This is a genomic window from Aeromonas sp. FDAARGOS 1417, assembly GCF_019046985.1.
GTDB classification, from domain to species: domain Bacteria; phylum Pseudomonadota; class Gammaproteobacteria; order Enterobacterales; family Aeromonadaceae; genus Aeromonas; species Aeromonas veronii.
The window spans coordinates 2,190,001-2,212,991 of record NZ_CP077221.1 but is presented as its reverse complement, the minus strand read 5'-3'; the positions used below and the strand labels follow the sequence as shown (position 1 = coordinate 2,212,991).

Here is a 22,991-nt window from a genome sequence, read left to right as displayed (position 1 = left end):
TCTTACTCTGGTAACGTCAGGGAGACACACCATGAGCCAAGAACAACTGGTAATGCAGGATGCAGAGTTAGAGTTTGACGCTGAACCCGAATCTCACGAGGTAGAAGAGTTGCAGGAGGTAGCCGCCGAGGCGGACGAGACTATCTCCGATGAGTTGCTGGCACCTGAGCTGAACAAGGTGATGGATGCCACGCAACTCTATCTGGGGGAGATTGGCTTCTCCCCGCTGCTCACTGCCGAAGAGGAAGTCTACTACGCCCGTCGTGCCTTGCGGGGTGACAAAGCTGCCCGCAAGCGCATGATCGAGTCCAACCTGCGACTGGTGGTGAAAATCGCCCGTCGTTACAACAACCGCGGCCTGGTGCTGCTGGATCTTATCGAAGAGGGCAACCTCGGTCTTATCCGTGCGGTCGAGAAGTTCGACCCCGAGCGCGGCTTCCGTTTCTCTACCTATGCCACCTGGTGGATCCGCCAGACCATCGAGCGGGCCATCATGAACCAGACCCGCACCATCCGTCTGCCCATTCATGTGGTCAAGGAGTTAAACGTTTACCTGCGCACCGCGCGCGAACTCTCTCACCGTCTCGATCATGAACCGACCGCCGAGGATATCGCCTTTGCGCTGGATCGTTCGGTGGATGACGTGAACCGCATGCTCAAGCTCAACGAGAAGATCACCTCGGTGGACACCCCTATCGGTGGCGATCGCGACAAGGCATTGCTGGATGTGCTCTCCGACGAGCGCGGCATGGGGCCTGAGCTGGAGTCACAGGAAGATGATATGCGCAGCAGCATTGTCCACTGGCTGGAGGAGCTTAATCCCAAGCAGCGGGAAGTGCTGGCCCGTCGTTTTGGTCTGCTGGGCTACGAGCCGGCCACCCTCGAGGATGTGGGAGCCGAGATTGGCCTGACCCGCGAGCGGGTTCGCCAGATCCAGGTGGAGGGGCTGCGTCGTCTGCGGGAGATCCTGCTGAGCCAGGGGCTCTCCATCGAGGCGCTATTTCGTACCAATTAAGCATCCGCACCAATTAAGCCCGCACCAACGGAATGCGGCATCAGCCAGATAGCACGAGGGGAGCAACAGCTCCCCTCGTTTTTTATTGCCTGTTGTCTGGCGATGGCTTCGTGGTTATACCAGCTCAGCCAGCATGGTATCGGCGTAGGGCACCAGTGCTTCGCCATTTTTCACCTTGGTGAGGTAGTCCGGGTTGGCGATAAGCGGACGACCGATAGCCACCAGATCGAAGCGGTTGGCCTCGATGGCCGCAGCGGCGCGCTCGGCGTCGTAGTTGCCCACCCCGACCAGATTGCCCTTGTAGTGGGCACGCAGATAGTCGGAGGCACGGCCACCCAGATAATCGAAGGTGAGGTTGTCATCGAAGATGCCGAGGTGGATATAGGCCAGCGGGCGGTCGTTGAGCTTGCCCAGCAGATAGTCGAACACTGCGCGATCTTCCGGGCTGCCCGCCAGATGGACATAGGCACCCGGGGAGAGGCGAATACCAACCCGATCACCGCCGATGCGGGCGCTGATGGCATCGACCACTTCCAGCGCGAAGCGGCTCATCTTTTCCGGGCTGCCGCCGTAGTTGTCGGTGCGCAGGTTGGTGGAGTGGTGCAGGAACTGGTCGATCAGGTAGCCGTTGGCACCGTGGATCTCCACCCCGTCAAAGCCCGCCTCGATGGCGTTGGCTGCGGCTTGGGCGTAATCCAGCACCAGCTGGGCGATTTCGGCCTCGGTCAGGGCGCGCGGCACCTGATAGGTCAGCTCGCGCATGCGGGGCACCGTGCCCTCGTGCGCCACGGCAGAGGGGGCCAACACTTCAGCCTGATGGAAGAAGGGGTGGGAGAGGCGACCGACGTGCCACAGCTGGGCGAAGATCTTGCCGCCTTTGGCATGTACGGCGCTGGTCACTCTCTTCCAGCCATCGATCTGCGCCTGGGTGAAGAGGCCCGGGGTATTGGGGTAGCCCTGCGCATCGGGGCGGATGATGACGGCCTCGGAAACAATCAGGCCGATGTCGGCGCGGCGGCCGTAATAGGCAGCCATCTGCTCGGTCGGCACCAGACCTGGGCCTGCCATGCAGCGGGTGAGCGGGGCCATCATGAAACGGTTGGCCAGGGTCAGAGTGTCATTGAGTCGATACGGCTGAAACAGGGTATTCATGATAGGTTGTCCTGAACGGGTTATTCTTGAACGTGCATTCAAGACGTTTTTTGCGTCGGGTGCAAGCTTTTTTTTGAATGAGCGTTCAAGATGGTTGGCCCGAGCGGGCGGCTGGGGTAAACTTGCCGCCCTTTCCAGCCACTCTTTATCGGCGGGCTCTGTTGCCCCTTGCCGGTGAACCATTTCCCACGGGAGGAACCATGCGCATAGCCGAGTTTGATCGGGACGAGGTACTGCGAAATGCCATGGAAGCGTTTCGCGCCAAGGGATATGCCAAGACCACCATGCAGGAGCTGGTGGCCGCCACCGGCCTCCATCCGGGCAGCATCTACGGCGCCTTTGGCAACAAGCGCGGCCTGCTGCTGGCGGCGGTGGATCACTATGTCGAGGGCAAACGCACCCTGCGCCGCTCCCTGCTCGACAACCCGAGCCCGCTGGCGGGCCTTGCTGCCTATCTCGACCGGATTGTGGGGGAGGCGCTCTGCGGCTCCTGTCTGGTGACCCGCACCATGATGGAGCTGAGCGAGCAGGATGAGGAGTTGACCCTGCGGGTCAAGGGGATCTATGGCGAGCTGGAGCAGGATCTGGCTGAGTTGCTGACACAGGCGCAGGCCAAGGGTGAACTGGCCCCGGATAGCAATATCCACACCCTCACCGCACTGCTGCTGATCAACCTGCAAGGGCTGGTCACTTTCGCTCAGTGCCGCCCCGATCGCCCCCTGCTCGACGACGTAGTCGCCCAGCTGATGCGGGCCCTGCGGGCGTAACGCGCACCCGGAAACAACCATGGCTCCTGCGGGAGCCATGGTTGTTTCCGGGGATGCCACACGCGCCGGGTTGTTTGCTCCCTTCTCCCCTTGCGGGAGAAGGGTTGGGGATGAGGGGGAGGGCTCTGCTCAGCGCAATGAGAGCCAAATATGGGCCAGTACGACCTCCATCCGACTCAGTACATCGTTATTCCACACTCGTATCACCCGAAATCCCTGCTGATTGAGATAGGCTGTCCGAGCCTCGTCATGCATCTGGTTCGCTTGTGTTCCATGTTGCGAACCATCCACTTCGATGACCAATCCCTGTTCAAGGCAGATGAAATCCACCACATAGGGGCCGATGGACATTTGGCGGCGAAATTTCAACCCCGCCAGACGCCGATTGCGCAACTGTTGCCACAGTTTCTGTTCTGCCTGTGTGGCATCTCGTCTCAGTCGCTTGGCAAAGTGGTTGCTCTCCATAAACTGCCCCTGCTCCGTATCGCCCTATAGATATAGCCTGCTTCCCATCTGTTTACCGGTTGGGTATTGCGTCCCCTCACCCTAGCCCTCTCCCAATGGGAGAGGGAACAGATCGAGTTGTGGTTGGGATTGGGCTGATCATCACTGTGTTCATTGCCGGATTCGAGTAGGGGAAACTGGATTGGGTAATAGGAAGATGACGATAACTTTTTGAATGTATTGGGAATCGCCTGGCTGACTACGATGCTGCAAGTTGTAGCGTAACGGCTCCCTTCTCCCCTTGCGGGAGAAGGGGTGGGGATGAGGGGGAGGGAGCCGCCCTCACCCTAACCCTCTCCCTGAGGGAGAGGGAATTGATCGAGGTTCGGTTTGGGCATCATGGTCGGTCAACAAGCTCCTTCATCAAATCCTTGAGCCACACCTGCGCCGGTTGTTGCGTATGCGCCGATGGGGTATGCCAGACGCCGCGGCCTTACCTCGGCCCCACCAGCTCTTTCATCAAATCTTTCAGCCACACCAGTGCGGGTTGCTGCGCGTGCACGGGGTGCCAGACGCAGTTGAGATGATAATCCGGCACGTCTTCGGGCAGCGGCAGGCTTTTCAGCGGCCAGTGGGTGGCGAGCAGCTCTGCCACCATGCTGGGTAGCACCAGCAGGTGATCGCTCTGGCTGACGATGGCGGCGGCGGACATATAGCTCTGGCTGTTGACCGAGATGGTGCGGCTAAAGCCCTGACTCTTCAGATAGCGGTCGAGGCTCGCCTCCGAGGTACCCAGCGGCGAGTGGAACACATGGGGCATGGCGATAAGCTGCTGCAGGGTGATGCGCTCCTGCCACTGGGAGGGATCATCCTCGGCCCCGGCGGGGGCCGATTTGGCAATGGGCAGATCGGCGCGCACCAGCCCGGCCAGCGGCTCGGTGAGCCAGGTCTCCTTGCCGAGATACCCCGGTACCTGCATGTATTCGTCAAAGCCCAGCACCAAATCGATCTCGCCGCTCGCCAGCTCGGCTTCGGGCAGGGTGTCGCGCAGGATGCGGATCTCGATGGTGACCCCCGGCGCCAGCCCTCTGAGCCGCTGGATCAGCGGCGGGATCAGCACGCACTCCACGTAATCTGTGGTGCAGAGCACGAAGCGCCGCTTCGACTGGCTCGGCTCGAACTCTTCTTCCTCGGTGAGCTGCTGCTCCAGCAGCCGAAGCGCCTGCTGCACCCCGAGATGCAGCCGCTGGGCGCGCGGGGTTGGCAGCATCCCCTGCGGGGTGCGCACCAAAAGCGGGTCGCCGAGAAAGGTGCGCAGCCGGTTAAGGGAGTGGCTCATAGCGGGCTGGCTGATAAAGAGCGCTTCGGCGGCGCGAGTGACGCTCCCTTGCGTCATCAGGGCGTCAAACGCGAGCAGCAGATTGAGGTCGAGCTGGTGCAGTTTCATGGGAGGATTATTCGCCGTGTTTATGGGACAATCCATCCTATTCATTTGATGGATGGGGGCGCAACGTCTTACTCTGCGACCCACTGTTATTTTTCCGGGTTCCCGCGCCGCATCGGGCGTAAACGGGGGCCTCAATCCATGCAAGGAGCCTTGCGATGAGCATCAAGACCATTAACTCCACGCCGGCCGCCGACGGCTTCACCATGCCCGCCGAGTGGGCGCACCAGCAGGCCGTCTGGATGATCTGGCCATTTCGCCCGGACAACTGGCGCGTAGCCGGTCGCTTCGCGCAAGAGACCTTCGCCAAGGTGGCGGATGCCATCGGCGGTGCCACCCCGGTCTTTATGGGTGTACCAGCCCAGTTTATGGAGCAGGCCCGCGCCATCATGCCCGCCCACGTCACTCTGGTCGAAATGAACAGCGATGACTGCTGGGCTCGCGATACCGGCCCCACCATTGTTACCAACGCTGCCGGCGAGTGCCGTGGGGTGGATTGGGGCTTCAACGCCTGGGGCGGCCACAAGGGCGGTCTCTACTACCCGTGGAATCAGGATGAAGAGGTCGCAGCCCAGATGCTGGCCCAGCACGGCATGGCTCGCTACGATGCGCCGCTGATCCTGGAAGGGGGCTCCATCCACGTCGATGGCGAAGGCACCTGCCTGACCACCGCCGAGTGCCTGCTCAACGAAAACCGCAACCCGCACCTGACCAAAGAGCAGATCGAAGCTTACTTACGCGACTATCTCGGCGTCACCAGCTTTATCTGGCTGGACGAAGGCGTCTACATGGACGAAACCGACGGCCACATCGACAACATGTGCTGCTTCGTGCGTCCGGGTGAAGTGGCCCTGCACTGGACTGACGATCAGAACGATCCCCAGTACGCCCGCTCTGTTGCTGCCCTCAAGGTGCTGGAAGCGGCGGTCGATGCCAAGGGGCGCAAGCTGAAAGTGTGGAAGCTGCCCCAGCCGGGCCCGCTCTACTGCACTGAAGAGGAGTCTGCTGGCGTCGAGAGCGGCAGCGGTGTGCCGCGCGAGGCAGAAGGCCGTCTGGCCGGTTCCTACGTGAACTTCCTGATCACCAACGATCGCATCGTCTACCCGCTGCTGGATGCCGCCACCGATGGCGAAGCCCAGCGCATTCTGGAAGAGATCTTCCCGGAACACACCGTGGTCGGCGTGCCGGCCCGCGAGATCCTGCTGGGCGGTGGCAATATTCACTGCATTACCCAGCAGATCCCCTCCGGCAAATAAGAACCGGTTCCGGTGAGTATTCAAAACCCCACGCCGTGGGGTTTTCTCTCTTGATGGTGTGATGGTCGCAGGCGCTGATGCGGCGATCATCATGACAAACAGTCACCCTTTTACAGGAGATCCTAAATGATCGAAGTGACCGAGGTTTCCATTGCCGAGCTGCGTGCCGCGCTCGAATCAGGCCGCACCACAGCGGTCGAACTGGTCAAGGCCTATCTGGCCCGTATCGAGGCTTACAACGGCCCAGAGACTGCCACCAAACTCAACGCCGTGGTGGTCGCCAATCCCGATGCGCTGAAAGAGGCCGAGGCTTCCGATGCCCGCCGTGCCCGTGGCGAGACCCTGGGGCCGCTCGACGGCATCCCCTACACCGCCAAAGACAGCTATCTGGTCAAGGGGCTGACCGCCGCCTCCGGCAGCCCGGCCTTCAAGGATCTGGTGGCCCAGCGCGATGCCTTTACCGTTGAGCGCCTGCGCGCCGCCGGTGCCATCTGCCTTGGCAAAACCAATATGCCGCCGATGGCTAATGGCGGCATGCAGCGCGGCGTCTATGGCCGTGCCGAGAGCCCCTACAACGCCGACTACCTGACCGCGCCGTTTGCCTCCGGCTCCTCCAACGGCGCTGGTACCGCCACCGCCGCCAGCTTCTCTGCCTTCGGTCTGGCGGAAGAGACCTGGTCGAGCGGCCGTGGCCCTGCCTCCAACAACGGCCTGTGTGCCTACACCCCGTCCCGTGGCGTCATCTCGGTGCGTGGCAACTGGCCGCTGACTCCGACCATGGATGTGGTGGTGCCCTATGCCCGCACCATGGCCGATCTCTTGGAAGTACTGGATGTGGTAGTGGCCGACGATGCTGATACCCGTGGCGATCTGTGGCGCATGCAGCCCTGGGTGCAGCTGCCCAAGGCCTCCGAAGTGCGTCCGGCTTCCTATCTGGAGCTGGCTGCCAAGGCCGATGCCCTCAAGGGCAAGCGCCTCGGCGTGCCGCGCATGTTTATCAACAAGGATGAACTGGCCGGCACCAGCGAAAACCCCGGTATCGGCGGCCCGACCGGTCAGCGCATCCATACCCGCGAGACCGTGATCGCCCTCTGGGAAGATGCACGCAAGGCGCTGGAAGCCGCTGGTGCGGAGGTCATCGAAGTGGACTTCCCGTTGGTCTCCAACTGCGAAGGGGACAGACCCGGTACGCCGACCGTGTTCAATCGCGGTATCGTGAGTCCGGAGTTTCTCAACGACGAACTGTGGGAGCTCTCCGGCTGGGCGTTCGACGACTTCCTGCGCGCCAACGGCGATCCCAAGTTGAACAAGCTTGAGGATGTCGATGGGCCGAAGATCTTCCCCCACGATCCGGGCACCCTGCCGAACCGCGAGGGCGATCTGGCGGCGGGCATGGACGAGTACGTCAATATGGCCAAGCGCGGCCTGAAATCCTGGGACGAGATCGCCACAGTGCCGGACGGCCTGCGTGGTCTGGAGAAGACCCGCAAGCTGGATCTGGAAGACTGGATGGACGGGCTCAAGCTCGACGCCGTGCTGTTCCCCACCGTCGCCGACGTCGCCCCGGCTGATGCGGATGTGAATCCGGCCTCCGCCGATATCGCCTGGAGCAACGGCATCTGGGTTGCCAACGGCAACCTCGCTATCCGCCACCTCGGCGTGCCGACCGTTACCGTCCCCATGGGGGTGATGGCCGATATCGGCATGCCGGTGGGCTTGACCTTCGCCGGTCGCGCCTATGACGATAACAACCTGCTGCGCTTTGCCTCGGCCTTCGAGTCCACCGGCAGCAAGCGTATGGTACCGCCGCGGACACCGCCGTTGGCTTGATTTGTGTGGTGAGTTAAATCTCTGGTTTATCCGAAGATAATGAAAAAACCACCCGTTATGCGGGTGGTTTTTTTATCCATGATTTACCAAAAGCATCTGCTCAGGTAAACGTTATAGAGCATTATTATCAGATATCTAATTGAGCGTTTAAATGCTCTTTAAATCTGGCATGAATCAATTTTCTTGAGTCTGTCATGGTATTATCAGTCTCAAAACTGAGCAGTGCATCTTCTAATAATCTAATGCAGTCTGAATATTGCATATCTGGGCGAAATGCCTTCATGTACATTACATAAAAAACTTTTTGTTCAATTTTTTGTATGCTGTTATTGGCTGAGTTATATTCTGATTTTACAGAAAAATAGTTTCTAATTATATTTGGTGCTTCTGAAATGTTAAATTTTTTATCGGAGAAAACATCATCATAATACTTTCCAAAAATATGTTGCTTTTGGTTGGATGATTTGTCTGGATGCCCTTGAATTGCAAATAAAATTTGCCCAAACAATTCCATGCTAATTTTGTACTGGTAGTTTTTATTTTGGTCCATACCAGTGTCGCCATTTTTCCTTGAATATATTATGTCATGTTCCTCAAGCAGCTGTTCTATTTGTATTTGCAGCGTGCTAAGTGATTTAAGGTCTATATTTGATATTGAGTTTTGGCTATTGGTATACTCTGCGATCTTATTGACTGATTCGCTATCTGAAGCATTGAATATTCTGACTAGAACCTCACTTCGAGAAAGATAATCAGTAATATTTCGTTCATCCAATGCATTAAAGTTATGAAGGGTTCTTAATGTTTGCCCTCCATTCAATACTTGGAAGTCATCTATACTTATTCTAACCTTTTTTCCACCATTTACTTCTTCGGCTTTTATAGTTCTAGCAACTATGGTCATTCCATTGTTGTACATAAAGAACTTAGAAGGCTCGTCTTTAAGTGTTTTTGCTATTGCTGCATTATACTTAGACCGTTGAACAAATCCTCGGACGTTATCAAATAGAACACCGTATTCCAGTTTTTCTCTGGCCAGTAGATTAAGATCTTCTAAATTGTAGTTAAGTCTTATAACCGCATTCTTTGATGTAATTCTAATAATGTCAGAAGCGCACATTCTTACGATGTATGACTTAGATGTAGATATTGAACTTTCTGAATATGACATCAATGCGTCTTGATCAATGATCATTTCTGCAGCAATAGGTGCCGGTCTTATCGACATCATATTCTTGATATCTGGAAGGCATAAAGGAATTACCTCCATGTCATAGATATCTTTCAACTGTTTTATCGATATTTCATTTACATCGATCGAGACTGCTTCATTACTTATCATATATAATGAGAGCTTCCACACCTCTTTACCATTAAGATGTGAGATGATTGTTCTAACAAAGTCTTTTGTCTTTCCCTCTAGCTCTTCAGAACTATCAGTGAGAATGCAATTCACTAATTTCGTGGATATAAATGCATCATTCTGACTTTGCATTTTGTCGGCATTGAACTTTTCTCTAAACTTAAAGTTTAGAAGTGAGATTTCCTTATTTTCTTCATCTATGTATATGGCATCCACACCATAGTCATCAAATCGTTCACCAGTTAGGAAATAGTTATATTCAGTGTCTGTTATATAGTCGCTTAATTTATCTATATCTTTGTCATTGCATAAGTTCTCTAGCATATAGAGATAAAAGCCAAATCTTTCTTTCAATTTATCAGTAGGTGGTTCAGAAAATAAATTATTTGATTTTCTAAATAGTTCATAATATTTGCTGCATTTTATATTTAGGAGTTTAAAATCATTGATGCTTGCCGTGCTCATGTTCAATCCTTATTTATTGGCAAATAAATGTAAAGTTATAATCGCCGCGTAGTAATCAAATGGATATCATACTTATTTGTCTACTGTGAGAAAGGTTAATTGGCAATAAATTAGATACAGATCAATTAAGTAAGTGGTATTTGCATCAGTTATAGGGTTTCGTAGGTTCGAATAGCGAAGCGTATTCGGACGATCGCGAACAGGTCGTGGCCGATAAGCAGGTGATATTCAGAGTTTCCTGTTGGCTTTGCTATGACTCGATGCTCGGCGGTATGCGGACGATTACGCTGCGCTAATCGTCCCTACATGATGGGGCGTATTGTTACCTCCCCCTCATCCCCAGCCCTTCTCCCGCAAGGGGAGAAGGGAGCAAATAGGCTCCGCTGATTGTGCTTTACGTACGAGGTTCGGGTGGGGGTTTGGAATTGGCACAGGCCATCCCCTCTCCCTCGGGAGAGGGTTAGGGTGAGGGGCCGCTATCTGCGTTGTCGTTTCGTTTTGAGCCTTCACTTCTCTTCACTCCCCGCACAGCCAATCGCCATATTGGTCGTGGCTCGCTGCCGATTCCCCCTGATTTTTCTGAATACCACCGGACTTCACCCAGACTTCACACAACCTCATTTTCCCCTCACAAATCCCCCGTATCTTCTGCTCACTGCTTAAAAGGCCCGGCTTGCCACAGGGGTGGCGAGGGGGCGGTTGGTTCGAGGGAGCAAGATGATGAAAGGTTGGATAAAGTGCACATTGGCCGGGGCCGTGGTGCTGATGGCGAGTTTCTGGGGTGGTAGCGTGCGGGCGGCGGGGATCGAGCTCAAGCAGGTGAGCGGCCCGGTGTATGTGGTGGAGGACAACTACTACGTCAAAGAGAACTCCATGGTCTATTTCGGGGCCAAGGGGGTGACAGTGGTGGGGGCGACCTGGACGCCGGATACCGCCCGCGAGCTGCACAAGCTCATTAAACGGGTCAGCAGCAAGCCGGTGCTGGAGGTGATCAACACCAACTACCACACCGATCGGGCGGGCGGTAACGCCTACTGGAAGTCCATCGGGGCCAAGGTGGTGGCGACGCGCCAGACCCGGGATCTGATGAAGAGCGATTGGGCCGAGATTGTCGCCTTTACCCGCAAGGGGCTGCCGGAGTATCCGGATCTGCCGCTGGTACTGCCGAACGTGGTGCACGATGGCGACTTCACGCTGCAAGAGGGCAAGGTGCGCGCCTTCTTCGCGGGCCCGGCCCACACGCCGGACGGCATCTTTGTCTACTTCCCCGACCAGCAGGTGCTCTATGGCAACTGCATCCTCAAGGAGAAGCTGGGCAACCTGAGCTTTGCCAATGTGAAGGTCTATCCGCAGACCATCGAGCGGCTCAAAGCGATGAAGCTGCCGATCAAGACGGTGGTCGGTGGGCACGACTCGCCGCTGCACGGCCCCGAGCTGATTGATCACTACGAGGAGCTGATCAAGGCGGCGCCGCAGTCATAAGGGTTGCGCGACAGACTGGCAGCAAGCCGTGCCATCGCTGCAATCAGCAGCCATAACGGCACACCACAAAACGCCCGCTTTCAGGAAATAAGCGGGCGTTTTGCGTTTGCGGTTTTTTTGGTGGCTGTGAATGCGCTGGATTAAGGCTGTTCAATGCGGGTGGGCTTTCATAAGATGGCCCTCTCTCTTTTCCCTGAAAGTTATCCATCTTCGTTATGCAATACGCCTCTCTCGCGCGCCTCAAGCAGGCCTTTATCACCGGGATGTGGGCCTCGCTGGTCAGCATCGTTATTGGCTTCGCCTTCAAGGTGTGGCTGGCGCAGTGGGTCGCCAAGGGGGAGCTGGCGCTGTTCAACAGCGTGGTCGATTTGATCTCCCTCTCCTTTATCCTGATGACAGGTTTTCGCTCTTCCATGGTGGTGAGTTACTCCCAGACCAAAAACGATCGGGACATCATCAATATCTTTCGCTACTTCCTTATCGGCATCGTGCTGCTCACCTGGGGGGCGGTGATCCCCTATATCAAGCACGGGCTCCATATCCGGGTGGAGTATCTGCAACTGGTGGGGGTCATCTTCGGGCTGGGGCTCAAGGTCTACTTCACCAATCTGGTGGCCATGTACCGGATGTATGCGCTCTCCAACCGGGTCACCTGGCTGGAGCCGCTGGCCAATGGCCTGCTGTTTATGGCCTGTTATTTCGGGCTGGGGATGGATGCGCTCCCTTCGCTCTTCTACGGGCTGACTTTCTCGTCGCTCGCCATCGCCGGTTATATGTATGTTTCGCGGCGCCGGGCCATCGCCACCAGGCCGCTCGCCAAGGTGGCGCTCGGCCCCGAGATGGTGAGCTATGTGAAGAAGAGCTTTACCGCCTCGCTGGAGGCGGGGGCCAGCATTCTGATGATTTACATCACTGTGCTGCTCACCATCCGTCACTTCAGCATCGACGAGCTGGGGGATTTCCAGGTGGTGGTGCGCCCCATCTTCACCTATATGACCACCTTGTTCGTCTTCCCCATCTACCGCTTTGTGCTGCCTGAGCTGGCGGTCAATCTGCGCAATGGCGATCACCGCCAGATAAGGCTTATTCGCCGCTGGATCTTCCGTCTCTCCGCCATCGTCAGCCTGGCGTTCTTTGGCTTGATGTTGCTGGCGGGCAAGCCGCTGGTGTTGTTGTTCTTCCCCGCCGACTACGTGGGGGCGGTGCCGGTGCTGTTCCACTTCTCCATCTTCTTTATCTTTATGATGCTCAACGGCTATCAGCTCGCCTATATCAAGGCTCACGGTCACTTTACCCAGAGTTTGCTGATCCGGCTGGCGGGCATAGTGGCGCTGGTCGCCGCCTACTATCTGGTGGCCGAGTTCACCGCCAACGTGGTGGCGATTATCGTGGCGCTGGGCCTCGGCTATATGGTGATGTTTATCCTCTCGACCCTGGCGGAGCGGCAGATCTTGCGATCCCTGCCACTGGTGCTGGCGACCCGTTAGGGTGCACGCGCCAAGAGCAGACACCTGTCAGATAACAAAAAACGCCCATGCGGGCGTTTTTTATTGGCGGCGCAGGGCGGCTTAGCGTTTGCCCTTGCCACCCTTGTTGCCAGCGAGGGCCTGCTTTCTGGCGCGCTGCTTCTGGGCCGCCTTGCTGTTGCGGCGCGGCTCGGGCTCGAAGCGGGTGAGATCCGGCTCAAAGCCCGGAAACCACTGCTGGGGCAAGCGGGTGTCGAGTACCGCTTCCACCTTCTCCAGCAGGGGGGCATCTTCCGGGCTGAACAGGGTAATGGCGAGCCCCTTGTTGCCGGCGCGGCCGGTGCGACCGATACGGTGGACGTAATCCTCCGCCACAAACGGGAACTCGAGGTTAATCACGTAGTTGAGATCGCTGATATCGAGGCCGCGGGCCGCCACGTCGGTGGCAACCAGCGCCTGCAGGGTGCCAGCGCGAAACTCCAGCAGCACTTTTTCACGCGCGCTCTGCGACAGATCGCCGTGGAAGGCGAGCGCATTGATGTCAGCCTTGCCAAGCTGCTGAGCCAGCTTGTCAGCCCCCTGACGGGTGCGGCTGAAGATAAGCGCCGGTGCCCAGCCTTTCACTTTCAGCATGTGTTCGACCAGCGCCAGCTTGCGATCGCTGTCCACCGTGTAGACCCGCTGCTCCACCTCGGCCGCCGTGGTGTTGCGCGGCGCCACCTCAATCAGCTCGGGGTCGCGCAGCAGCACCTTGCAGAGGGCAAACAGGTTGTCGTCGCAGGTGGCGGAGAAGAGCAGGGTCTGGCGATCCGCCGGGATCTGTTTGAGCAGCGCCTTGATCTCGTCCATAAAGCCCATGTCGAGCATGCGATCCGCCTCGTCAAACACCAGATGGCACAGGCTATCCAGGCTCAATGCCCCCTGACGCAGATGGTCGAGCAGACGGCCCGGGGTGGCGATCAGGATATCCACCCCGGCTTGAAGCGCCTCTACCTGCGCCGCGATACTCACCCCGCCGTAGACTTGCGTGCTGGTGAGACCGGTGCTCTGCCCGTAGCGCGCGACACTCTCGGCAACCTGCACCGCCAGCTCGCGGGTCGGCACCAGCACCAGTGCGCGGATCGGGCGCGGGGACGCCATTTGCGGCTGTGCCAGCAACTGCTCCAGCAGCGGCAGCACAAAGGCGGCGGTCTTGCCGGTGCCGGTCTGGGCCCCCGCCATCAGATCCCGCCCCGCCAGAATGACCGGGATGGCGCGAGCCTGAATGGGGGTGGGGGCGGCATAGCCCAGTTCGGTCAGGGTCTGCTGCAGACGGGGGGAGAGGGCCAGTTCGGCAAAGGAGGCAATGGACATAGAAGGCACCAGTCGGGGTTATCGCGGCCTGCGGCCACGATGCAATGAGTGATCGTGGCCGCGATGGTAACAGAAGCAGGGGGAGCGGCAGAAGGCGGCTATGCCTCTGCGTCGTCCGGCAACGGGCGGATCAGCCGGATCTTTTTGCCCTCGTAGCAGGCGATGTTGTGTTTGCCGTGCTGTTTGACGTGATAGAGCAGCTCATCGGCGAGATGCACTGCCTCGGTGACGGTGAGGTAGTCGCGAATGCGGATCACCCCGGCGGAGAAGGTGATGGGGGTGGGCAGCTCGGGGATCCCCAATGGGCGATCCAGCAGGCGGCCAGCGGAGTGGATCATCATCTCGTCATCCTCCATCCCCTTGAACAGCACGATAAACTCCTCGCCGCCCCAACGGATGGCGCTGTCCACCTTGCGGATATTGCTTCTGAGATGGCGGGCAAAGGCGACCAGTGCCAGATCCCCGACGCCATGGCCATAGGTGTCGTTGATCGATTTGAAGTTGTCGATATCGAGGATCATCAGGTAGTCGTGCTCGTGGAGCAGACTCTGGCAGAGCACATCCCTGCGTGGCAGTCGGGTCAGGTGGTCGGTGTGCGCCAGGGCGCGCAGCCGCAGGTAGATCTGCTTCCAGGCCACCATGCCCAGCAACAGCACGATGAGATAGACCTTGAAGGCTGCACTTTGCAGGGCCAGCTTGACGAAATCGAACCAGCTGTAGGACCACTTCAGATAGAGATCATCCCCCGCCTTGGTGCGCATAAAGGGTTTGCTCAGGCAGAGATGCCTCGGGCGGCAGGGCTCGGCGGCTTCAAACGATATGTTGGTGCGGGTCGGGTTGATGGTGTCGAAGGGGCGCAGCACATCGTTAAATGCTTCATCGACGGCGATATCGATACCGAGCAGCCCGTATTTGTAACCGCCGCGCCCCGACTGATGAATGAAGGGGAAGTACATCACTATGGTGTTGCGCATGCTGAAGCTGTCGATTTCGATATCGGAGACAAAGGCTTCATCGGCGCTGCACAAGGGTCGTCCGGGGGCAAAGCTGGCGCAACCGAAGTAGTGATACCAGGCGGGCAGTGTCATCAGATCCACCTTGATCGGCGCCAGTCTGGTGGGCAGCACATTGTTGTCGGCCACCATGCCGATCAGCCGGTAGTCATTCCAGATGGTGTAGATGTTGATCACCTCCGGATAGGAGAGGGCATAGCGGAAGGTGTTGAGGATATTGGCTGCCGGGTATTGCAGCGGAATATCGGCAAAGCGGTATTTGCTTTTGAGGTCATACCCGTAGAGATAGTCGCTGCCGACGCTATTCGGGGGGGGGGGGCTGATCGAGCAGATGGTGTTGTGCCAGATAGCTGGTGATGTTCTCCACCTTGAGGATCTTGGCTCGCTGGTAGAAGACCTCGAACACGTTCTTCTGTCTGGCGGTGATGAGATCCATGTCGTGCTGGATAGTGAGATAGGTGTAGTAGAAGACAATGCCCAGCCCGGTCAGGGCGAGCAGGGCCAATCCGGCCACTTTGACGATAAACTGGCGAGCACACGCCGATGGCCAGCGCAAGGCTGGGAGGTTACCTGAAAATAAGGTCATAGGTGTCTGGTTAGAGTACCGATAGGGGCGCGGGCGCCATACGGGCAAAGTATACGCGAAGGAAATCCCGACAGGATCCACCGACAAACCTTGCCAGAAGCTGAAGCCCTCACCACTTATTTATCCCTACTCCACGATCAGCACGCTCTCGCTGGCCAGATGGTGCAGCCACTCCCTGACGATCAGCAGCACGGCGGCAAAGTGCTCGTCGCGTGGCAGCAAGCTGGCGGCGAGGGGATCCCCTTCCGCCATCGCGGCCAGCTGGCCAAAGGCTTGCTCCACCAGATCCCGGTCGAGCTGGTTGTCCCCCAGCGCTTCGGCCAGTGATGGCTGGCTGCGCAGGGTCAGCTGCAAGCCGGGCGGGATCTGCGGGGCGATGCGCATCAGCTCATCTTCCACCACCATGATGGCCCGCTCCAGTTCTAGCGGGGTGGGTGGCGCATTGCGAAACGGTCCGGGCTGGATGGCGTGGGTGCCAAAGGCCAGCGGGTAGTGTGACGGGGCCGCATCTGGCTGGCTCAGCCAGAGCTGACTGCTCTGTTCACCAATCTCCAGCAGCAGGGTCATCATCTCCGGTACGGGTTGTGTCATGGTGCTGAGCTCCTGTATTGTAAACGTTTTTCTGTTCTGCCTTTGATACCCCCGCCGCCGACGTTTGGCGAGCACAATTTCTGCGAGTCGTCCCTCACTTTGTTGCAAATCCCTTGCAAAAAAATCCATTGGTGGCAGTCTAGATGTCTAAATGGCTGTCGCCGTTTCGTTATCCTCAGATGATTCAGGAGTTCAGATATGGATATTCGTACCGCTCCCCGCGCCATAGCGCTCGCCCTCATGCTGGCAAGCGGCATCGCCGCTGCCAACGAAGCGCTGGTGATCCAGACCGACTTTGGCCTCAAAGATGGCGCCGTGTCGGCCATGAAAGGGGTCGCCTTCGGGGTGGATCGCACCCTGCCGCTCTATGACCTGACCCACGAAATCCCGGCTTACAACATTTGGGAAGCCTCCTACCGCCTCTACCAGACCCTGCAGTATTGGCCCAAGGGCACTGTGTTTGTCAGCGTGGTGGATCCCGGTGTCGGCACCGAGCGCAAGTCAGTGGTGCTCAAGACCAGGATCGGCCACTACATCGTGACTCCGGACAACGGCACGTTGACCCTGGTGGCCGAGCACTTCGGCATCGAGGCGGTGCGCCAGATTGACGAGAAACTCAACCGCCTCAAGGGTTCCGAGAAGTCCTACACCTTCCATGGCCGCGATGTGTACGCCTATACCGGCGCACGGCTCGCCTCCGGCGCCATCAGCTATGAGCAGGTCGGCCCGCTGCTGCCCGCCGAGGTGGTGAAGATCCCCTATCAGCCTGCGGTCGCCGAGAAAGATGGCACCCTCAAGGGCACCATCCCGATCCTCGATGTGCAGTACGGCAACGTCTGGACCAATATCGACGATGCCCTGCTGACCAAAGCGGGGATCAACAAGGGGGATAACGCTTGCATCAAGATCCGCGAAGGGGATGTGGTCAAATATGACGGCAAGGCCCCTTACGTCAGCAGCTTCGGCGATGTGCCGGAAGGTCAGCCGCTGGTCTACCTCAACAGCCTGCTGCAGGTGTCGGTGGCGCTGAACATGGACAGCTTCGCCGCCAAGCATCAGGTGCAATCCGGCGCCAACTGGCATATCAGCCTGAAGAAGTGCTACTGAAGATTGTCGGGCTTTCGACAAGCGGGTTTGAAGCAAGAGAGGGCAGCCAAAGAGGCTGCCCTCTCTCATTGGGTGGTAAGGCGTTGCTGATAAGGAGTTGTTGTCAAAAAGCATATTAATTGAATGCAATTGATAATGATTGGTATTTGGTTGGATAATCGCGCACTTGTCTGACCACCCAACCATACCGAATGAAAACCAGCCTTTTACTGCTCAGCCTTCTGGCTCTGACCGCATGCAATGACAATCACAGCAATACGTCTGTGGCCCCCTCACCCGAGGTGACCCCGCCGGTCGTCAAGCCGACCGAACCGCCCATCACGCCGCCAATAGTGCCGCCGGAAACTCATACCCGGGTTCCTCTGACCATTGAGGTCAATGTGGCCGATCGACTGGGGGCGGGAGCACAGCTTGAGGTGAGACAGGTCGCCACCGGGATCCGCGTGCAGCAGGCCATCGAACCGGGCCAACCTGTCAGCATCACCTTGCCAGCAGGTCTGCAACTGGATCAGCCGCTGGAGCTGCTCGGTAGCAACGAGGGCTATCTGCTGCGCGCGGTATCGGTGCGGGTGGCGGATCTCTCGGCCGGGATCACGCTGGCACGCCGCAACAGCGTGCCGCGGCTGGGATTGAACGAGGAGGAGACGGCGCTCTTCCTGCTGGCGGATCAGAGCGGGGATGGTTCCCTCAGTCAGGCCGAGTGGGGCAGGGCAGAGGAGGTCCGCGTGCAGCAACAGGCGGTCATTGAGGATTACGCTGCCTTCCTGCTGGCCCAGCGCCAGCCGGGTGCCGTGCTCGACTATGCCGACAGCTGGCAGATGCTGCTGGCCCTGCGCGATGACAAGCAGGCGCGCAGCTGGTATCAGCGCAGCAACAGCGCCCAGATCCAGTCTGCCCGTACCCACCTCTATCCAGCCAATCCGAGCCAGCCGGACGAGCCGGAGACGGCAGATCTGCTGCGCCTCGATGAGCAGGGGCTGCTGGTGGTGCGTGGCCCCTGGCAGTGCCTGCACGATGTGCGCACGGTCAGCGGGGTCAAGGGTAGCCAGTACTGGCTGTATGGCAGTGACACCAGTGCGTTGAAGGTTGCCAGCCAGCCACAACTGGCTGCGGGGCTGACAGCTTGCGGCCGCAGCGACTGGCGCCTGCCGACCCTCACCGAGTTCGAACGGGTGCTGAGCAGTGACAAGTCGGCATGGCGCTATCCCAATACCTTTGCTGTTGGCCTGCCCGCCCAGATCTGGCTGCAGGATGGTGCGGGTCAACCCCGTCTCTATCAACTTGCGACCCGAACCTGGCTGGATGAGGGAGAGGGGAGTCTGCTCTGGTATGCGCTGGCACCCTATCCGGTGCGTCCCTCTGTGGTGCGCGACAGCAGCAAGCCAGACATGGCGGCCCTGCGCGCTCAATACAGCGGCGCGCCAGCCCAATGGCCTGCCGCCCGGGTGGATGAAGGGGTGGAATGGCAGGAGCTGGGGCCGCTGCCGGCGGTTCCCTTCCCGGCCGACAACCCCTATAGCCGGGCCAAGGTGGTGCTGGGTCAGCAGCTCTTTTTCGACAAACAGCTCTCCAAGGGGCGGGATATCAGCTGTGCCAGTTGCCACGATCCGCAAAAGGGGTGGAGCGACGGCCTGAGCGTCTCGGTCGGTCATCTGGGCCAGAAGGGCAATCGCAACGCTCCTTCCATCCTCAACAGTGCCTTCAGCTCGACCCAGTTCTGGGACGGGCGGGTCGCCACGCTGGAGGAGCAGTCACTTCACCCGATCCAGAACCCCATCGAAATGGCGCTGAGTCATGACGAGCTGCTGGCTCGCTTGCAGGCCAGCCCCGACTATCAGGCTGCTTTTGCCACCGCTTTTGGCGATCAGGGGATCACGCTGGAGCGGATCGCCAAGGCGATCGCCACCTTCGAACGCACCATCATCAGCCGAGACAGCGATTTTGAGCGCTTCGTCAAAGGGGATAGTCAGGCACTCAGTGACAAGGCGCTGTGGGGGATGCACCTCTACCGCACCGATGGCCGCTGCATGAACTGCCACTCCGGCCCGCTGTTGAGTCAGCACGGGTTCGAGAGTGTGGGGCTCACCTATTACGGTCGTGGCAAGCTGGAAGATCGCGGGCGCTTCCTGCAGACCCGCAACAAGGCAGATATCGGTCGCTTCAAGACCCCCAGCTTGCGGGACGTCGCCTTTACCGGTCCCTATATGCACAACGGCATCTTCCCGATCCTGGCCCAGCGTATCGGCAGCTCGGTGCAGGGGGTGGTGGCCATGTACAACTTTGGCGTGACCAAGTGGAGCAGCGGGGTCGGCTTCCCGACCGGTGCGGATCAATATGATCCCTTCTTCCCCAAAGCCTCCGATCACCTGCATGCCCTTGGCCTCAGCAATGACGAGCTGGATGCCATCGGCGAGTTTTTGCGCAGTGCCTCGGCCGAGCCGCGCCGCACCCCAGCCACGGTTGCCGAGCTGGGGGTGAGTGAGGTGGATGACCCGGCTCCGGTGGGAGCCGTGATCACCGGCTTGGCCGTGCTGCCTGCCCAGCCTCAGCTGGAAGTGGGGCGGACGCTTCCTCTCCAACTGCAGTGGCAACTGAGCGATGGCTCTCTCGGCCCGCTCGATGGGCCTGTTGAGTGGCGCAGCGAACAGCCGGAGTTCGCCACCGTGAGTCCGCAGGGCGAGGTGCGTGGTGTGGCGGTCGGTACGGCACGATTGGTGGCGACCACGGCTCGTCACACGTTGACCGTGACGGTGCAGGTGGTCGATGCCCAGCCCGATTTTGCCCGGGGCTGTCGTCAACCCGAGCTGGTGGCGGGCAAGCTGGCCTTTGTCTGCCAGTTGACCAGGGACGAGGCGGATCGTCTGTCCATCTCCTATGACGGTGTGAGCAGTGACAGCGATGGTGACTACAATCCCTTCCCGCTGGAGTATGTGACCATGAGTCAGGCGCGGGCGCGGGATTACTGCCAGCAGCTGGTGGCGCGCGGTCATGATGACTGGCGTCTGCCGACCCGGGCCGAGCTGGAGGTGCTGTTTGCCGCCTACAACAAGGATGGCGCGACGGATCAGTTGCTTCAGCAGCAGGGATGGCCGCTCTACAACCGCTACTGGAGCAGCGATGCGACTGCCAATGATGATGGTGAGCTGCCGCTGCTCGACCTGAGCTCCGGCGACCTGTTGTGGGATCTGGCGGACGAGGCCCATGCCGCCACCTGCGTCAGGGCCATCTAGCCTTCATAGATAGTCAGATGAAAAACGGGCGCCTCGGCGCCCGTTTTGTTCTCTGGGAATACAGAGGGATCAGAACTCGTTGGAGAGCGCCTTGTAACCTTTGACCAGATCGATATTGGTGTGGGCCACGTCCTCGGAGAACTCGGCGGCATCTACCGAAACCCGCGGGATATGGGTCAGATCGCTCTGCTGGTTGATGCGGGTGGTGGAGGGGACGTAGAACTCCGGCGGCAGATCGCAGCCATCAATCACCGAGTTGTGACGCACCACGGCACCGTCACCGATATGGCAGTTGAACAGCACGCTGTTGAAGCCGATAAAGACCCGGTTCCCCACTTCACATGGCCCGTGGACGATGGAGCGGTGGGCGATGGAGGTGTACTCGCCGATGGTGACGGCGGCACCGGATTTGGAGTGGATCACCACGCCATCCTGAATATTGGAGTTGGCGCCGATGACGATGGGTTCCATCTCGCCGTTGGCATCCACTTCGTCGGCGCGGATCACCGCATAGGGGCCGACAAAGACATTCTCTTTGATGATCACCTTGCCGCAGATGATGGCGGTCTTGTCGATATAGGCGGATTCGTCGATGACAGGCAGATGGCCGGAGGGATTCTTGCGGATCATGTTACATCCTGTGGTTGCCAAGAGGGATTATCTGGTGGTGGACGAGGAGCCTACCGGTCGGTCAGCTTACCCCTGCTCGCCCTCTGGTGAAACCCCTGACTGGTCTGACCCTTGTCGCGCGGCGTCTCAGCATGGCTGTTTCCCGCAGCCAGAATATGGGAGCATGGCTGTCATCCCGAGTCGCGTAAGGTGGACATATAAAGATGAAGAAGATGATTGCCCTGTTGGCGGGTGGTTTGTTGCTCTCCTCGGCCGTGCAGGCCAAAGGGGAGGCGGGGGAGTTTGACTATTACGCCATTGCGCTCTCCTGGTCGCCCGAGCACTGCGCCGTCAAACCGGCGGATCGGGACCAGTGTTCCCGCAAGCTGGGCTTTGTGCTGCACGGTCTCTGGCCCCAGTACGATCGCGGTTATCCCAGCAACTGTACCCGCGAACGGCTCGATCCCGAGATGGAGAGCGAGTTTGCCGACCTCTACCCCAGCCGCTTTCTCTATCGCCATGAGTGGGAGAAACATGGCACCTGCTCCGGCTTGAGCCAGCAGGCCTTCCATCAGCTGGCGAGCGATTTGCGCCAGAAGGTGAAGATCCCGGCGGCTTATCAATCCCCGGAAGAGCCGCTGCGCAAAACCAGTTTCCAGCTCAAGGCCGATCTGGCGAGCGCCAACCAGTGGCTGGCCCCCGACAACATCACGGTAGCCTGCGCCGATGGTGGCCGCTTCCTGCGGGAGATCTATATCTGCGTCAATAAAGAGGGGACAGATGCGGTCACCTGCTCCGCCGAGATGCAAAAGCGCGAGCGCCGCTCCTGCGGTCAGCCGGATTTCCTGCTGCGCAGCGTGCGTTAAGCCTTCACTCTCTTCATCAGGCCCCTTGCGGGCCTGATGTTTAACCACGGTTATCGGAAAGGAGTCTGACAGATGGATGGCAACAACCGGTTTGGCCCGCAAGAGCGGGCAATGCTGCTCGGGGTGAACGGATGAGCCTGTTTGCCGAGCTGGGGATGCGTTATCCCATTATTCAGGCACCGATGGCCGGTGTGCAGGGTAGCGAGCTGGCGCTGGCCGTGACCCGTGCGGGCGGCTTGGGCTCCTTGCCTGCCGCCATGCTCACATCAGCGGAGCTACGCAACGAACTGGGGCGTCTTGCCCAAAGTGGTCTTGGGCCATTTAACATCAACTTCTTCTGCCATCGGCAACGGGAACAGGATCCCGTTGCACTGGCCCGCTGGCAGCAGCGGTTTGCTCCCTACTACGCCGAGTTCGGCGTACAGCCCCCAGCTGTTACGACGGCGCCAAGCCGTGCACCTTTCAATGAGGATCATGCCGCCATGGTGGCCGAGTTCAGACCGGCGGTGGTCAGCTTTCACTTCGGCTTGCCCGCGCCCGAGCTGCTTGTCCAAGTGAAGGCTGCGGGGGCCAAGGTATTTGCCAGTGCCACCACGGTGGCGGAGGCCGTATGGCTCGCTCACCACGGTGCCGATGCTATCATCGCCCAGGGATTGGAGGCGGGCGGTCATCGCGGTCATTTCCTCTCCGATGATCTCGCCTTGCAGCAGAGCACCTTGACCCTGCTGGCGCAGATCCTCGCGGTGACCGATCTGCCGGTGATTGCCGCTGGCGGTATCGTCGATGGCAAGGGGAGCGCCAACGCGTTGGCAATGGGGGCGAGTGCCGTGCAGATGGGCACCGCCTTTCTCTGCTGCCATGAAGCGACCACCTCGGTGCTGCATCGAGCCGCCCTTCACTCACCCCAAGGCCAGCAGACGGCACTGACCAATCTGTTCAGTGGCCGCCCGGC

General features: G+C 58.8%; 19 protein-coding genes (1 of these 19 running past the window's edge). 10 read left to right on the top strand and 9 right to left on the bottom strand.

Features of this window, described 5'->3' with window-relative positions:
- Positions 1 to 31: 31 nt before the first annotated feature.
- Positions 32 to 1,015, top strand: coding sequence for an RNA polymerase sigma factor RpoS (gene rpoS / locus I6L47_RS09905; protein WP_005335504.1), 984 nt, complete (start codon positions 32 to 34; stop codon positions 1,013 to 1,015).
- A gap of 114 nt (positions 1,016 to 1,129) precedes the next feature.
- Here the strand turns inward: rpoS and I6L47_RS09900 are convergent, their stop codons facing one another.
- Positions 1,130 to 2,167, bottom strand: coding sequence for an alkene reductase (locus I6L47_RS09900; RefSeq protein ID WP_216949236.1), 1,038 nt, complete (start codon positions 2,165 to 2,167; stop codon positions 1,130 to 1,132).
- Between the two features lie 200 nt (positions 2,168 to 2,367).
- Here I6L47_RS09900 and I6L47_RS09895 point away from each other — a divergent pair, with 200 nt between their 5' ends.
- Entirely contained in the window at positions 2,368 to 2,934 is a 567-nt protein-coding gene (locus I6L47_RS09895) for a TetR/AcrR family transcriptional regulator (protein ID WP_216949235.1), read from the top strand.
- A 129-nt stretch (positions 2,935 to 3,063) separates the two neighbouring features.
- On the opposite strand, the gene I6L47_RS09890 is transcribed toward I6L47_RS09895, so the two are convergent.
- Positions 3,064 to 3,399, bottom strand: coding sequence for an endonuclease domain-containing protein (locus I6L47_RS09890; RefSeq protein ID WP_216949234.1), 336 nt, complete (start codon positions 3,397 to 3,399; stop codon positions 3,064 to 3,066).
- A 472-nt stretch (positions 3,400 to 3,871) separates the two neighbouring features.
- Positions 3,872 to 4,825 (bottom strand): LysR family transcriptional regulator, encoded by a 954-nt coding sequence (locus tag I6L47_RS09885; RefSeq protein ID WP_005354497.1) that lies wholly within the window; start codon positions 4,823 to 4,825, stop codon positions 3,872 to 3,874.
- Between the two features lie 155 nt (positions 4,826 to 4,980).
- On the opposite strand from I6L47_RS09885, the gene aguA reads away from it, so the two are divergent.
- Positions 4,981 to 6,078: an agmatine deiminase gene (aguA, locus tag I6L47_RS09880; protein WP_216949233.1), complete on the top strand. Its 1,098-nt coding sequence runs from the start codon at positions 4,981 to 4,983 to the stop codon at positions 6,076 to 6,078.
- Positions 6,079 to 6,204: 126 nt separating this feature from the next.
- Positions 6,205 to 7,908 (top strand): amidase, encoded by a 1,704-nt coding sequence (locus I6L47_RS09875; RefSeq protein ID WP_216949232.1) that lies wholly within the window; start codon positions 6,205 to 6,207, stop codon positions 7,906 to 7,908.
- A gap of 127 nt (positions 7,909 to 8,035) precedes the next feature.
- On the opposite strand, the gene I6L47_RS09870 is transcribed toward I6L47_RS09875, so the two are convergent.
- A complete protein-coding gene (locus I6L47_RS09870) occupies positions 8,036 to 9,736 on the bottom strand; it encodes an AIPR family protein (protein WP_216949231.1) in 1,701 nt (566 codons plus the stop codon).
- 717 nt (positions 9,737 to 10,453) lie between these two features.
- On the opposite strand from I6L47_RS09870, the gene I6L47_RS09865 reads away from it, so the two are divergent.
- On the top strand, positions 10,454 to 11,218 hold the full coding sequence (locus I6L47_RS09865) for a CphA family subclass B2 metallo-beta-lactamase (RefSeq protein WP_216949230.1): 765 nt from the start codon (positions 10,454 to 10,456) through the stop codon (positions 11,216 to 11,218).
- A gap of 215 nt (positions 11,219 to 11,433) precedes the next feature.
- Entirely contained in the window at positions 11,434 to 12,705 is a 1,272-nt protein-coding gene (locus tag I6L47_RS09860) for a hypothetical protein (RefSeq protein WP_216949229.1), read from the top strand.
- Positions 12,706 to 12,786: 81 nt separating this feature from the next.
- Here I6L47_RS09860 and I6L47_RS09855 read toward each other — a convergent pair whose 3' ends face one another.
- From I6L47_RS09855 to I6L47_RS09845, 4 genes are all read right to left on the bottom strand, one after another.
- Positions 12,787 to 14,037 carry a DEAD/DEAH box helicase gene (locus I6L47_RS09855; RefSeq protein WP_216949228.1) on the bottom strand — a complete coding sequence of 417 codons (1,251 nt, stop codon included), beginning with the start codon at positions 14,035 to 14,037 and terminating at the stop codon, positions 12,787 to 12,789.
- Between the two features lie 98 nt (positions 14,038 to 14,135).
- The gene (locus I6L47_RS09850; protein ID WP_254204843.1) at positions 14,136 to 15,227 is read right to left on the bottom strand and encodes a GGDEF domain-containing protein; all 1,092 of its coding nucleotides are present in this window, start codon (positions 15,225 to 15,227) and stop codon (positions 14,136 to 14,138) included.
- A 124-nt stretch (positions 15,228 to 15,351) separates the two neighbouring features.
- Positions 15,352 to 15,636 carry a hypothetical protein gene (locus tag I6L47_RS22500; RefSeq protein WP_254204842.1) on the bottom strand — a complete coding sequence of 95 codons (285 nt, stop codon included), beginning with the start codon at positions 15,634 to 15,636 and terminating at the stop codon, positions 15,352 to 15,354.
- A 126-nt stretch (positions 15,637 to 15,762) separates the two neighbouring features.
- Entirely contained in the window at positions 15,763 to 16,227 is a 465-nt protein-coding gene (locus tag I6L47_RS09845) for a hypothetical protein (RefSeq protein WP_042081467.1), read from the bottom strand.
- A 198-nt stretch (positions 16,228 to 16,425) separates the two neighbouring features.
- On the opposite strand from I6L47_RS09845, the gene I6L47_RS09840 reads away from it, so the two are divergent.
- The gene (locus I6L47_RS09840) at positions 16,426 to 17,334 is read left to right on the top strand and encodes an S-adenosyl-l-methionine hydroxide adenosyltransferase family protein (protein ID WP_216949227.1); all 909 of its coding nucleotides are present in this window, start codon (positions 16,426 to 16,428) and stop codon (positions 17,332 to 17,334) included.
- Positions 17,335 to 17,525: 191 nt separating this feature from the next.
- Entirely contained in the window at positions 17,526 to 20,564 is a 3,039-nt protein-coding gene (locus tag I6L47_RS09835; protein ID WP_216949226.1) for a cytochrome c peroxidase, read from the top strand.
- Positions 20,565 to 20,633: 69 nt separating this feature from the next.
- Here I6L47_RS09835 and I6L47_RS09830 read toward each other — a convergent pair whose 3' ends face one another.
- A complete protein-coding gene (locus I6L47_RS09830; RefSeq protein ID WP_005343397.1) occupies positions 20,634 to 21,194 on the bottom strand; it encodes a carbonate dehydratase in 561 nt (186 codons plus the stop codon).
- Between the two features lie 203 nt (positions 21,195 to 21,397).
- Between I6L47_RS09830 and I6L47_RS09825 the strand changes: the two genes are divergently transcribed.
- Together I6L47_RS09825 and I6L47_RS09820 are read left to right on the top strand one after the other, a co-directional pair.
- Positions 21,398 to 22,039, top strand: a complete 642-nt coding sequence (locus tag I6L47_RS09825) for a ribonuclease (protein WP_139406945.1) — start codon at positions 21,398 to 21,400, stop codon at positions 22,037 to 22,039.
- Positions 22,040 to 22,170: 131 nt separating this feature from the next.
- Positions 22,171 to 22,991 carry the 5' portion of a nitronate monooxygenase family protein gene (locus I6L47_RS09820; protein ID WP_216949225.1) on the top strand. It continues 226 nt past the right edge of the window, so 821 of the gene's 1,047 nt are visible here — the first part of the coding sequence; its start codon is at positions 22,171 to 22,173; its stop codon lies beyond the right edge, outside the window.

Bases quoted from the DNA above. Each gene is read 5' to 3' on its own strand.
- I6L47_RS09870 (WP_216949231.1), bottom strand. From the start codon at position 9,736: ATGAGCACGGCAAGCATCAATGATTTTAAACTCCTAAATATAAAATGC.
- I6L47_RS09845 (WP_042081467.1), bottom strand. From the start codon at position 16,227: ATGACACAACCCGTACCGGAGATGATGACCCTGCTGCTGGAGATTGGT.
- I6L47_RS09890 (WP_216949234.1), bottom strand. From the start codon at position 3,399: ATGGAGAGCAACCACTTTGCCAAGCGACTGAGACGAGATGCCACACAG.
- I6L47_RS09860 (WP_216949229.1), top strand. From the start codon at position 11,434: ATGCAATACGCCTCTCTCGCGCGCCTCAAGCAGGCCTTTATCACCGGG.
- I6L47_RS09855 (WP_216949228.1), bottom strand. From the start codon at position 14,037: ATGTCCATTGCCTCCTTTGCCGAACTGGCCCTCTCCCCCCGTCTGCAG.
- I6L47_RS09885 (WP_005354497.1), bottom strand. From the start codon at position 4,825: ATGAAACTGCACCAGCTCGACCTCAATCTGCTGCTCGCGTTTGACGCC.
- aguA (WP_216949233.1), top strand. From the start codon at position 4,981: ATGAGCATCAAGACCATTAACTCCACGCCGGCCGCCGACGGCTTCACC.
- I6L47_RS09825 (WP_139406945.1), top strand. From the start codon at position 21,398: ATGAAGAAGATGATTGCCCTGTTGGCGGGTGGTTTGTTGCTCTCCTCG.
- I6L47_RS09835 (WP_216949226.1), top strand. From the start codon at position 17,526: ATGAAAACCAGCCTTTTACTGCTCAGCCTTCTGGCTCTGACCGCATGC.
- I6L47_RS09895 (WP_216949235.1), top strand. From the start codon at position 2,368: ATGCGCATAGCCGAGTTTGATCGGGACGAGGTACTGCGAAATGCCATG.
- rpoS (WP_005335504.1), top strand. From the start codon at position 32: ATGAGCCAAGAACAACTGGTAATGCAGGATGCAGAGTTAGAGTTTGAC.
- I6L47_RS09840 (WP_216949227.1), top strand. From the start codon at position 16,426: ATGGATATTCGTACCGCTCCCCGCGCCATAGCGCTCGCCCTCATGCTG.
- I6L47_RS09830 (WP_005343397.1), bottom strand. From the start codon at position 21,194: ATGATCCGCAAGAATCCCTCCGGCCATCTGCCTGTCATCGACGAATCC.
- I6L47_RS09865 (WP_216949230.1), top strand. From the start codon at position 10,454: ATGATGAAAGGTTGGATAAAGTGCACATTGGCCGGGGCCGTGGTGCTG.
- I6L47_RS22500 (WP_254204842.1), bottom strand. From the start codon at position 15,636: ATGACCTTATTTTCAGGTAACCTCCCAGCCTTGCGCTGGCCATCGGCG.
- I6L47_RS09900 (WP_216949236.1), bottom strand. From the start codon at position 2,167: ATGAATACCCTGTTTCAGCCGTATCGACTCAATGACACTCTGACCCTG.
- I6L47_RS09875 (WP_216949232.1), top strand. From the start codon at position 6,205: ATGATCGAAGTGACCGAGGTTTCCATTGCCGAGCTGCGTGCCGCGCTC.